Consider the following 12,686-nt stretch of genomic DNA (forward strand, 5'->3'; position numbering starts at 1 on the left):
TAATTATGATTAAATTAAATTAATATAATTTAATTTTAGAAAGTAAGAAACATGAAACAGTACAAAGGTAAAGTGTCAAAATTTATTTTTAAATCAGATAATGGCTATGCAATAGCAATTTTTGTTTTGTTTAGTGATGAAAAAAAATCAATTGTAATAACAGGACCAATTGGCATGATGAAAATTGGTATTATTTATGAAGTTAGTGGAGAAGAAGTTGATGATACAAAAAGAAATCAAAAAAGCTTATCAATAAAAAGTTTTAGTCAAGTCAAAACTTTTGATCAAGATGGTTTAATTAAGTATCTAAGTTCACCAATTTTTCCAACAGTTGGAAAAAATTTAGCAAAAAATATTGTTGAATATTTTAAAGATGATGTTTTTGCAAAAATAATGAATAATAAAGCTGAGTTATTTAATATAAAAGATATGACGCAAGCAAAAGCAGAAATAATTTATGATGTAGTCATTTCAAAATTTGGTGATACAAAAATTTTGGATATATTTGTGGAAAATAATTTAAAAATAGAATTTTTAAATTTATTGCAAAAGGAAGAAGAAGATATTAATTTTATTGAACAAATTTTAAGAGAAGATTTTTATAGTTATGCAAATGAAAAAGGAATGCAGCCATTTTATGAAGTTGACAGAGTCTGTACAACTTTTGGTATGGAAGAAAATGATGAAAAAAGAGTTTCTTGATTTGCAAATGAGTTTGTAAAAGAAATTCTTTTTAAAGAGGGGAATACTTTTACTGAAATAAATCAGCTGCTTAAAAAAATGAAAACACATTTTAATTTAAGTGATGAAGAAATTAAAAACAAACTTCTTTATGCAAAAAATCAAAAAATTATTTATTTTAAAAATCAAAAAATATATACCAAAGAAAGTTATGAAGATGAACAATTTATTGCAAAAGAATTATTTGACTTGCTAAATAGAACTAACTATTTAAAAAAAGAATTTAACTTTCAAGAGAAATTAGAGGAAGTTGAAAATTTTATTTCTACTAGAAGTGGAATTAAAAATTTTAAATATAATAACGAACAAGTAGAAGCAATTAAAAATTTTATGGAAAATGATATTTCAATAATAACAGGAGGACCTGGCACTGGTAAGACAACAGTTATTACTGGAATTGTAAAAATGTATGAACTAGTCTATAACGATAATAATTTTGCGCTAACTGCGCCGACTGGTAGAGCAGCAGGAAAAATAAAAGATGACTCAGGATACAAAACTTCAACAATTCATAGATTATTGCAATATTCTGGTAATGATATTTTTGAAGCAAATGAATCTAAACCAATATTTAAAAACTTAGTTGTTATTGATGAATGTTCAATGATAGATAATCATTTATTTGCTTCGCTTTTAAGAGGAGTAAAGGGTATTAAAAAAATGCTATTAGTAGGAGATGTTGAACAACTACCAAGTGTTAGTTATGGTAATCTTTATGAAGATTTAATTGTTAGCAATTATTTTAAAACAACAAGACTTATTAAAAATAATCGACAATTAAATAGTGAAGGAGAGATTAATTCTATTATTGAACTTTCAGATGCAATTAAAAATGAAACTATTAATAATTTTAATTTTGAAAATACTTCAAATGTTAAGTTCACTTTTTCAAAGGACTATGATCATGTTGTCAATATTTTAAAAGAGACGTATAGTAATTTAAATCCAACAAATATTGAAGATCAATTAAATGATTTGCAAATTATTGCTCCAATGTATAAAGAAAATTTAGGTATTGATAATTTAAATAGCATTATTCAAAGTCTAGTTAATCCTTCAAAATCAAAAGCTTATAAAAGATATGATTTAGAGTTTAGAGTAAATGATAAAGTTATGTATATTGAAAATGACCCAATCTATGAACTTTCAAATGGAGATGTAGGCTATATTAAAGAATTAAATTTCATTGGTGATAAATTAAAAACTGCAAAGATTGTTTTTAACGAAAGAGAAATAGAAATGGGATTAAGTTCATTTCAAAAAGTTAAATTGAGCTATGCTTGTTCAATTCATAAAACTCAAGGAAGCGAATATAAAAATACAATTATTATTTTAGATGGAAATAATAGAAACTCTAATTTTATACTTAATAAGAAAATGTTGTATACTGCTATTACCAGAGCAAAACAAAATTTGTTTATAATTTCAGATCAATTACTTTTTATAAAAGCTTGTAATAGGAATCCAAAACCAAGATTAACTACTTTAAAAGAAGCAATTATGTTATTAAAAGAGCAATAAAATCTTGAATTATTTAATTTCTTTAATAAAGTTTTCACTTTTTGACTTAAAATATAGTTGTTAGGAGCTAAAATATGATTATAAAGAATGCTAAAATTGTAATTGAGAATGAAGTAATTGAAAATGGTTGATTAGAAATAGAAAATAAAATTATTAAATCGATTAATAAGGGTAAAACTAATTTGGAAGGTATTGATATTGAAGGTAATTGACTCTTACCTGGATTTATTGACTGTCATGTTCATGGTGGTTATGGTTACGACTTTGAGAATGGTACGATAAGCGCTTTTGAAAATTTTTCAAAAAGTGTATCAAAGGAGGGTATTACAAGTTATGTTCAAGCTAGTGTTACCAATTCTAAGGAAAATAATATTAAGTATTTAAAAGAATTTAGTAAATTTATGGAAAATCAAAAGTTAGGATCAAAATGTTTGGGCTTACATATGGAAGGTCCTTTCATATCAAAAGAAAAAAAAGGAGCGCATGAAGTATCTTTATTAACAAATCCAAATATTGACTATTTAAAGGACTTGGTTAATGCATCAAATGATAGTATAAGAATTATGACTTATGCAGCTGACTTACAAGATGGTAGTTTTACCAAATATTTATTAGAAAATAATATTTTACCAAGTGTTGGTCATACAAACATGAGTTTTGCTCAATGTGAAAAAGATTATAAAATTGGTTTTAGACATGTAACTCATTTATTTAATGGAATGAGTGGAGTTAGTCATTATGAACCAGGGCTTGCAACTTTTAGTTTGTATAAAGATGATATTTTATGTGAAGTAATAACTGATGGAATTCATATTGAAAAAGATACTTTAAAATTAATTTATAAGATTAAAGGAGCAGATAATATTTGCATTATAACAGATGCTATGAATGCCAAAGGATTAGATGACGGTGAATATAAATTAGGAAATTTAGAAGTAATTAAAAAGGGAATGAGAGTTTCATTAAAAGATAGTGGTGTTTTAGCAGGAGCAGGAGCAACTTATGATTTTAATATTAGAGTAATGCTTGAAGCAAATCCTGAAATTAAAATGACAGAATTAATTAAAATGACTTCAATCAATATTGCAAAGCAATTAAAAATTTATAATAAAAGAGGAAGTATTGAAAAAAATAAATTTGCTGATTTAGTTGTTTTAAATAAAAAATTAGAAGTTTTAAAAACATTTGTAGAAGGTGAAAAGGTTTATGAAAAATAAAGTTAATCCAAGAAGTTTTACTATGATAAAATTTTTATTAACTTTAGGATTAATTTTTAATTATTCAATTTCATTAATATCATTTATTAATGTTTTTAAAAGTGATGGACAAAATTTATTAATAGATAACAAAACCTATTTTGCAATTCAAATTTTATTATTTTTATCATCTATTGCAAGTTTATTAATTTTCTTTTTTGTTAGAAGAAATGTTAACAAAAAATTAAACTATAATTATATTAGAAGAGAAAAAATTCAAATACTTTTATGTTCAATATTTATTTTAACTATTTTTATTCTTTCAATTATTGATATTCTGACTATATTCTTTGTTTCAAAAAATATTTATGTAATGGTTATAGTATTTATTATAGTTCAATTAATTTTGGGAGTAGTTATTTCAATACTAGAAAGCTTTTCAAGATTATCAGAACAAGTAATTGCAAATAAATTATGATTTGAACAAGAGGAAAAAATTAAACTCAAAGTTAGTAAAGAAAAATCAAAAGTAATAGAAAAAGAAGATGAGGATTTTAATCCATTTATGCAGGAGGAAGAACATGATTAAGTTTGGAACAATTGGTACTTCAAAAATTACACAGCAGTTTATAAGTGCTGCAGTAAAAAATCCAAATTGTAAAGTTGTATGTTGTTATTCAAGAGACAAGACTAGAGCAAAAGATTTTATTCGTGATCATAAACTATATGCTAGAGCTGTTGATAATTTTGATCAAATGTTAGATGAAGTTGATGCAGTTTATATTGCCTCACCAAATGGCTTGCATTATGAGCAAGCTAAATATTTTTTAACGCAACAAAAACATGTTTTACTTGAAAAACCATTGACACTATCTTTTGAACAAGCACTTGAGATAGCAGAGATTGCAAAAAGAAATAATGTTTTTTTAATGGAAGCTTATAAAACATTTCACTGTCCGCAAATTTCTCATTTATTTAAGTTTGTTAAAAACTATCAACCATTTATTGCTAATTTAAATTTAAATCGTTATTCTTCAAGAATGGCTCAAGTTAAAATGGGACAATATGATTCAGTTTTTGATTCAAAACTTGGGAAGGGTTCAACTTATGATATGTTAATTTATCCAGTTGAATTGAGTATTGCTCTTTTTGGGCCAGTTATTGAAGTTAAATCAATGGGTCAGAGACTTGGTAATGGAAGTGGGATGAATGATTGTGTTATTTTAAAACATGATAGTGATGTCTTAACAAATATAGTTTGTAGTAAAGCAAGTAGGGGAATAATTGAAAATGAGTTACTATCAGATATTGCAACTATGACGTTTAAAAATGTTATAGAATTAGAAGAAATCAATGTTTATAAAACAAATTCAAATGAAGCTGAAGTAATTCATAAAACTGAAAATGATAAAGATTTATTTGAATATGAAATATCAGTTTTCTTAAAAATGATAGCTGAAAATGATTTTAATTTAAGAGATTATTTATTAGATATTAGTTGTGAAACAATAAGAGTTTTAAATCTTGTTGAAAAAAATCAAGAAAAGCCAGGAGAAATTTAAGATGAAATTAAATAAGTATATTGATCATACTTTATTAAAAGCGGATGCTAAAAAAGTTGAAATAGAAAAATTATGTATTGAAGCAAAAGAATATGACTTTGCAACAGTTTGCATTAATCCAAGTCATATAATTTATGCAAAATCTTTATTAAAAGGAAGTAATGTTGGCATAACAACTGTTGTGGGATTTCCATTAGGAGCAACAACAAGTGAAGTAAAAGTTTTTGAAACAAAACAAGCAATTGAAAATGGTGCAAGTGAAATCGATATGGTAATAAATGTAGGAGCAGTAAAAGATGCTAATTGAGATTTGGTTTTAAATGATATGGTTGCTGTAAAAAAAGCAGCACCAAATAATTGTGTAAAAGTAATTTTAGAAAATTGTTTATTGACACAAGAAGAAATTATTAAATGTTGTGAATTGGCATTGAAAGCAAATTTAGAATTTGTAAAAACCTCAACAGGTTTTTCATCAGGAGGTGCTACTTTTAAAGATGTTTCATTGATGAAGTCAATTGTAAAAGATAATGCAAAAGTTAAAGCAGCTGGTGGAGTTAGAACATATGATGATGCTATACAAATGATTGAAAATGGTGCGTCACGTTTAGGAACAAGTGGTGGAGTTGCAATCGTTAAAGGTGAAGAACATAAGAATGGGTATTAAAATTAATAATTAAAATAAAACTTTTAACATAAAGTTTTATTTTTTTATTTTAATAAAGTTTTAATTATTTAATTTCTTGCAAATTTCTTTATGTTTTAAAATTATGTATTACTGGCATTATTTTTAATTGCCAAAAATATTTTCAATAACAATCTAATCATTATAGAAGGAGAGAGAAAATGATTAAGTTAACTAAGCTTAAATATTATTATAAAAAAAATAAAGTTCTTGATATCGAAAGTTTTATTATTAATGATGGTGAAAGAATAGCATTTATGGGATTAAATGGTGCAGGTAAAACAACTCTTGTAGAATTAATTTTAAATTTAAAAAATTCATATAAAGGAAATTTTTATTGTGATAAAAAATATATTTATAATGCTGTTTTTCAAGATTCAAATTTTAATACAGACATTAGTTTAAAAGATATTTTTTATTTATATTGCAAATTATATAAAATTAATTTGGATCATAATAACTATTTTAATAATTTTGAATTAAAATAAATTATGAATAATAAGTTTAAAAAAATTTCAGCAGGTCAACAACAAAAATTTAAATTCTTAATTGCTTTATTAAATAAACCTAATTTCTTAGTTTTGGATGAAATTTCAACTTCACTTGATTACAAATGAAGAATTAAAATAATTGATATTATTTATAATTATGTCTATCAAAATAATGAAATTAATTTATTATTAGTCTCACATAATCCTGAGGAAGTTGCAAAAATTTGTAATAGAGTTATTTTTTTAGAAAAGGGAAAAATTATCAGAGACTTTAAATTAGAAGGAAGATACCAGGAAAGAGTAAGAATATTAGAAGAGATGGTTAAAGAAGATGTTTAAAGTTGAACTTTTAAGAGTCATAAAAACTCCAATTAATTGAATTTTTTCTGTGGTTTTTCCTATTGCATTAATAATAATTTTTGGACTATTACTTGGAAGGGAATATTTGCATTATGGAATAATGGGAATAATATTGTTAATATCTTTAACTGGAACAATTATTCCTATAAGCATTTATTTTTGTTCAGATAAAGTTGAAAAAAGAATTAAGCATTATTTAATCATTCAAGGGGCGATAAAAAGATATACTATTGCTTTATACTTAGTTAATTTAATTATATTTATATTTGTTTCTTTGATAATTTTTTTAATTACAATATTGGTTTTCAAAGTAAATATTAATTATATAGCTATTTTAATGCTATTAACATTTCCAATTATTTCTTATTCATTAGCTTTTATGATAGCTATAATTTTGGGATCTTTAGTTACTTCTATTAACTCTATAATTCCTTTTTCAATGCTATTATTTTATGTATTTTTGTTTTTATCAGGTTTAATTATTCCATTGCAAAGTTTAATGAGAGAAAATCAAAATTTCTATTATATAGAAGTATTAACTCCTTTTGGATGTTTATATATGTTCTACAGTCATGTTGTTGGATCAATAGAATTATCTACAACAAAATTACTAATTGCTGGATTTGTAACATCGGGTTGAATAGTGACTTTAAGTTATTTTTTGTATCTTTCATTAAAAATATTCAAAAAATAAGCAAATTTACTTATTTAAAAGGAAGGTATATTAATAAACTAAATAAATGGTGAAAAATTTATACTCTATCGCATATTAACTTACATAGAGAATTATTAAGAATTCCTATAATTATAGGTAAAAAGTGATAATATGGAATAATAGTTTTTATAATACAAATTCACTAAATTAAAATAGGTAAGATTATTTTAATTTTTTTTATTTAAAATTTAATTATACTTGTTGTATCATATTAGTGTTAATAATTATTTATTAAATAATGCTTTTAATATATATTATTTACTCTTTTAGAAAGAAAACATGTAAAATGAAAATAAATTTTAATAAAAAATGGGTTTACTGTGTAATGGGTTCTTTAATTATTGGTATTTCATCTATAGCAGCACCAATTTTAGTAATATCAAATTTTTATAAAACTAATTTAAAATATATTAAAAGGAGTAATTTTTCTACTATTAAAGATATTAATGATTCTTTTGACAAAGCCAAGATAAGTTTTAAAACAAAAAAAAGATATATTGAATCTATAAGTAAAATAAATGGGTATGATAGCAACAAAAATACAAGTAATTTACCATTTAATATAATGGAAGTTCAAAATGAAATATCAATGAGAAGAGTAAATAATAATTATTCCTTAGAACAACTGAGTTTTGATATTAATAATGTTAAAAGCGTATTAGAAAGGGATTCATCAGAATATTTGAATTATTTTAATTTTGATGAAAACAATTATGAATATTTGCAAGCTATTTATATGAAAAATAATTTGAATTCTTGATTAAATTTGAATAATGTAATAAAATATGATTTAATTTATGAATATTTAGATTTAATTTATAAAGCAGTTTTTAACTTGTTTAACTTGTTTAATTTAAAACAAATAATATATAGAAAAGAAATTGAAAAACGTAATGAAAAAATACAAATGAATAATTCTAAAATTTTAAAAATAAGAGAAGAAATAAAAATTAAAAGTCAACTGATAAAAAATGCTCAAAAGGAAATTGTATTTCTTGAAAAAAATTTTATATTTGATGATAATTATTTTATTAATATAAAAAAAGCATGAAATGAAGTTGATTTAGCATATATATCTGCAACAACATCTGCAAGTATAGCTGCTGCTTCTGCAATAATGACATTTATTCCTTTTGTTTCTCCAGGAGCATTTATTGCTGGGACTGCAGCAGCAATTGCTGCATCTTCTTTATCTTTTTTATTAGATTACAATATAAAACAATTAAAAAAAGAAATAGAAATTAGTAATGAAAACAGCACCGAAGATTGAAAAGATATTTCAAAAGAAATAAAATCAGCTTACTTTTTTTTCAATATATTTCAAAATTTTTCATCTAGACTTAAGTTACATATATTATATAAGATTACAAATATTTCAATTAAGTTTATAGCAACTATTGCAGGAATTAATCTTTTTACAGCAGCCATTTCAATTGCAATGATGACATTGCAATATACAAGTATAAGAGACTATAAAAATGAGTATATAAATTCAATTACTAGAGAACATAATAACCAGATTCAAAATTCAATTAAAGAAGTAAATTCTAGTATTATTTCACTTGATAATGATGTATATAATAAAAACGAAATGATATTTAGCATCTCAAAAGAAAACATCTTACTTAATGAAGAAATTAATAATATAACAATAAATAATAATAATTTAAAAGAGCAATTTAATATTTTACCTAATTCACTTATTTCACTTCCAATGATTAGCAAAAGTCGAATTGAAGATATTTCTAATGATTCAAGCAATTATATAACCTTACTTGAAAACCAAAAATTAGATTATTTATATCAAAAATATGATGAATTAATTATTGAAATGGATGAATTAAAACAAAATAGAAAAATTAAAATGGAGAAATTTAATAAATATTATAATTACGATGATAAAGTAATGTGAAACGAAGTTTTTTGTAATAATATTGAACCTCTTTTTAATTTAACAAGTATGTTAAATGTTTAGTCTATTATTAATAAAAAACTATATTTTTTTTAAAAGGAAAGGTAAAAAATAAAATGTGAATATCATTAAATTTTATTTCAGATATTGTGTTAAATATTTTGGGAAGTCGGGATGCTGATTATTATCTTAATAGAAGAAGAAAGAAAAGAAAAAGGAAAATAAATATTGAAAAACATTTATGAAATAAAAATATTAGAATAACTTATTTAAAGACAACTGCAGATCAATATTTGTATTTTTTAAAAATGAGTAAATATAATAGGAAATTACAAATTCAGGAATTAGATGCTGAAATAATAAAGTTTCCTGAAAAAATTATTGCCAGAAATAATAAGGAAAAAGATATAATAAAACATGGAAAATTATTAATAAATGTTAAAAATGATTCTAAATACTATAATCAAGCTAAATTAGAAATAACAATAACTCCTAATTAATTATTTTAAAATTTAATTAGAAATTATATTGAAAGGTAAAAAAATGAAAGTTTTATGATTAGTATTTGACTTAATATTAATAACTCTGTTAATAATATATTATATATTTATTTGACCAAATAGATGAAGCTGAAATAGAGATATTAGTAGAATAATAAATAAGAAAAGAAAATCAAGAAAAAATAAAATTAGTTTAGATTATCATTTAAAAAATAAAATAGTTAGAACTACTATTTTTAAATCATTGGACAATAGAAAATATTTTTGTGATATTAAATATGAAAAGGGTAATAGCAAACTTAGGGTTCAGGAATTAGAAATCACGATATTGAAATATCCAGAGCAGTTATTTGAACAAAAAAGAAATGACTTTTTTTTAAATAACATAGGAAAAGCATTAATTAGTGTAAAAAAAGATTCAAAATATTATAATCAATGTGATATTGAAATAGATTTAATTGATAGAAAATATAAATAAAAAATTATTAATTGCTGGATTTGTAACAATGTGTGAACAGGGTCTTTTAAGTTATTTAAAAGGAAAGTATTTTAATAAACTAAATAAATTGTAGAAAATTGATGTTCTACCTCATATTAACTTAAATAGAAAAATAATAGTAAATATTAGATAAAAAATTAAAGTAAATAGCTAAAAAAGTGTAAATTTTGGTTAATTTAGTCTGATTTAGTCAAAAATAGCAATTTATTCTATCAATTAACTTAAATTCATAATTTATATAAAGTCATAAAGAAAGGTTTTAATAAAAAGGTATTTTTTTTGATATAATATAGATAATATTTGTATTTCAGGGGGGTTATCAATGAAAAAGTACGGATTTGAAATGGATGATTATAATTTACCAAGTTCAATCAGAAAGAGAATTGATGATTTAGTTGAATTAAATATAAATCCTTCAACTATAAACCTTATTACAACTGAATTTTCTTCTTCAAGTGAAGAAACAAAAGAAAATATTGGCAGATACATAACAAAACTTTTAGAAATAGAAGATTTTATTATTTATCAAAATAGTAAAAAAAGTGGTGGTTTAAACTTAAAACAAGATTTAAATTCGCAAAAGCGTCATTCTAATCTATTAATAATTCAACAAATTTTTCAAAAAAAGCAAACTAATGAAGAGGCATTAAGAAAGAAATATCAACCAATTAATAATATTTCTGAAAATTTGCATAGTTTTACTGGTTCTATGGAAGATATAAATAAAATGCAAGATATTGCTAGCAAAAAATTAAAAATTCAGATGGCTATTCAAAAAGAACAAGAAAAAATAAAGTTAGCTCAAAAACAATATGAAATAGCTAAGTTTGAAGATGATGAAATTACCCAAGAATTAAAATTAAATATTGCTAAATTTGCAAATAATAGATTAAAAAAAATATCAAATGCTATAACTACTTATAAAACTATTGATAAAATTCCTGATGAAATTATAGAGGAAAATTTTTATAATGATGAGAATGAATTTGATTATAAAGAAATGGCTCATGAGCTTTGTAATTTAGATGAAAGTGAATTTAACTCTGAAATTCTAAAAACAATAGAAATTAATCTTGAGACATTTTTTGATGTTCCTGGATTTGATGACTATCAAGAAGAAATGAATAATATGAGTAGATCTAGATATACACAAGAATATAGAAATAAATCAGAGAAAAGAGAACTAAAAAAAGCACAAGATTTAGAAAATAGTTTAAAAGATAATAAAATTACTCATCAAGTTGAGAAAAAAGTTGAAAGCAATATTGATAATAAAGTAATCTATAACAGTATTGAGCAAAATCACTCAGCAGTTAAAAAAGAAATTACAAATAATAAGGATTCACAAAAATTTATACTTAATGAAAGCAAAAATACTGAAAGTAAATTGAATAAAAACTCTAAGGAAAGTAATAATCTTACAGAACCAAAAGTAATTATTAAAGAAATTAATAACTATTTATTTGAAAATAAAAATAATAGAGAACTTATTACAGGTAATAAATTTCAAAAAGATCTTGAACTTTCTGAAGCTGGAGAAAAAAATAATATCTTATTATTTGAAGCTAATTCTGAAAAAATTATTAAAAAAATTAAAAAGAAAGCAAGAGCTAAAGATAGACAAATTGAGAAGTTAATTAGAGAAAATGAGTTCCTTCATAAAGAACTTACTAAATTAAGAGAAGAAAGAAAAATTTCTGAATTAAGAGAACTGGAAAATAAAAAAAGAAAACTTAATGAAAATTTTGAAGATACTATTAAAAAAGAAAAAAGAAAAATTGAAACTACTTTTCAAATTCTTGAGAGAAAATGAAGGGCAGAAACAATTAATAGGTCCTTAAATTCAAAACAAAAAGCTTTTAGAGTAGTAAATTCTATTAAAGAAAAATCAAAACTTTTACAAGAACCGGACAATAACTTACAAGTAATCATAGAAAATAAAAATGTTGAGCAACTAAATGATAAAAAAGAAAATAATACAGTAAATAAGAAAAACTCAACTAATAAAAATAAAGTTATTAATTATAATTCAGAAAACATTGTTGAAAACAATAGTGGAGTAAATAATTTAACAGAAAATAAAATGTTAAGTCAAAAACAAAATGTTAATAATAACTCAGAAATTAGTGTTGAAAATAACACAAATAACTTGGTAAATAATACAAAAGAGATTACAGTTACAACAACAACCAATAAAAATAAAAGTAAGTTAGTTAATTCAAAAAGAAATAATTCAAAAGAAATAATTATTAGTCAAAAAATATCTTTTGCAAATAAAAATAATTTTTCAACTGAATTAAAAAATCAAAATCAATATGAGGGTGATGAAAAAAGGATTTTATATTTAGAAAGCAGAAAAAATTTAAATATAATAACAAAAGATGAATCAAAAGAGTTAGAGCTTAAAAAGAAAAAAAATCATCATACTTCATCTAAAATAGTTTTAAGTAAGTATAAATTAGTTAAAAGATAGGTTGATTAACATATCTTTTTTTTATGCTAAAATA

At 22.6% G+C, this 12,686-nt stretch carries 12 protein-coding genes; all 12 read left to right on the forward strand.

Features of this window, described 5'->3' with window-relative positions; translation table 4 throughout:
* The first annotated feature begins 51 nt into the window (after positions 1–51).
* The 12 genes from AACL15_RS02555 (at position 52) to AACL15_RS02610 (ending at position 12,652) form a co-directional block, all read left to right on the forward strand.
* Complete coding sequence (locus AACL15_RS02555; RefSeq protein ID WP_339035013.1) at positions 52–2,262, forward strand: AAA family ATPase; 2,211 nt, start codon at positions 52–54, stop codon at positions 2,260–2,262.
* Between the two features lie 74 nt (positions 2,263–2,336).
* Positions 2,337–3,479, forward strand: a complete 1,143-nt coding sequence (nagA, locus tag AACL15_RS02560; protein WP_339035015.1) for an N-acetylglucosamine-6-phosphate deacetylase — start codon at positions 2,337–2,339, stop codon at positions 3,477–3,479.
* Positions 3,469–4,047: a hypothetical protein gene (locus tag AACL15_RS02565; protein ID WP_339035017.1), complete on the forward strand. Its 579-nt coding sequence runs from the start codon at positions 3,469–3,471 to the stop codon at positions 4,045–4,047. Before nagA ends, AACL15_RS02565 begins: the two co-directional genes overlap by 11 nt.
* The gene (locus AACL15_RS02570) at positions 4,040–5,020 is read left to right on the forward strand and encodes a Gfo/Idh/MocA family oxidoreductase (protein ID WP_339035019.1); all 981 of its coding nucleotides are present in this window, start codon (positions 4,040–4,042) and stop codon (positions 5,018–5,020) included. Before AACL15_RS02565 ends, AACL15_RS02570 begins: the two co-directional genes overlap by 8 nt.
* Position 5,021: 1 nt before the next feature.
* Positions 5,022–5,684 (forward strand): deoxyribose-phosphate aldolase, encoded by a 663-nt coding sequence (deoC, locus tag AACL15_RS02575; protein WP_339035021.1) that lies wholly within the window; start codon positions 5,022–5,024, stop codon positions 5,682–5,684.
* A 179-nt stretch (positions 5,685–5,863) separates the two neighbouring features.
* Complete coding sequence (locus AACL15_RS02580; protein ID WP_339035023.1) at positions 5,864–6,190, forward strand: ATP-binding cassette domain-containing protein; 327 nt, start codon at positions 5,864–5,866, stop codon at positions 6,188–6,190.
* Between the two features lie 3 nt (positions 6,191–6,193).
* Positions 6,194–6,532 carry an AAA family ATPase gene (locus tag AACL15_RS02585; protein WP_339035025.1) on the forward strand — a complete coding sequence of 113 codons (339 nt, stop codon included), beginning with the start codon at positions 6,194–6,196 and terminating at the stop codon, positions 6,530–6,532.
* Positions 6,525–7,247 carry an ABC transporter permease gene (locus tag AACL15_RS02590; RefSeq protein ID WP_339035027.1) on the forward strand — a complete coding sequence of 241 codons (723 nt, stop codon included), beginning with the start codon at positions 6,525–6,527 and terminating at the stop codon, positions 7,245–7,247. The genes AACL15_RS02585 and AACL15_RS02590 overlap by 8 nt, the downstream gene beginning before the upstream one ends.
* Positions 7,248–7,593: 346 nt before the next feature.
* Positions 7,594–9,243 carry a hypothetical protein gene (locus tag AACL15_RS02595; RefSeq protein ID WP_339035029.1) on the forward strand — a complete coding sequence of 550 codons (1,650 nt, stop codon included), beginning with the start codon at positions 7,594–7,596 and terminating at the stop codon, positions 9,241–9,243.
* 53 nt (positions 9,244–9,296) lie between these two features.
* Positions 9,297–9,680: a hypothetical protein gene (locus tag AACL15_RS02600; RefSeq protein ID WP_339035031.1), complete on the forward strand. Its 384-nt coding sequence runs from the start codon at positions 9,297–9,299 to the stop codon at positions 9,678–9,680.
* 43 nt (positions 9,681–9,723) lie between these two features.
* On the forward strand, positions 9,724–10,158 hold the full coding sequence (locus tag AACL15_RS02605; protein WP_339035033.1) for a hypothetical protein: 435 nt from the start codon (positions 9,724–9,726) through the stop codon (positions 10,156–10,158).
* 343 nt (positions 10,159–10,501) lie between these two features.
* Positions 10,502–12,652 (forward strand): hypothetical protein, encoded by a 2,151-nt coding sequence (locus AACL15_RS02610; protein WP_339035035.1) that lies wholly within the window; start codon positions 10,502–10,504, stop codon positions 12,650–12,652.
* Positions 12,653–12,686: the final 34 nt, after the last annotated feature.

Origin of the sequence: Spiroplasma endosymbiont of Cantharis rufa, from assembly GCF_964019665.1 — a bacterium.
Taxonomy (GTDB): Bacteria; Bacillota_I; Bacilli_A; order Mycoplasmatales; family Mycoplasmataceae; genus Spiroplasma_A.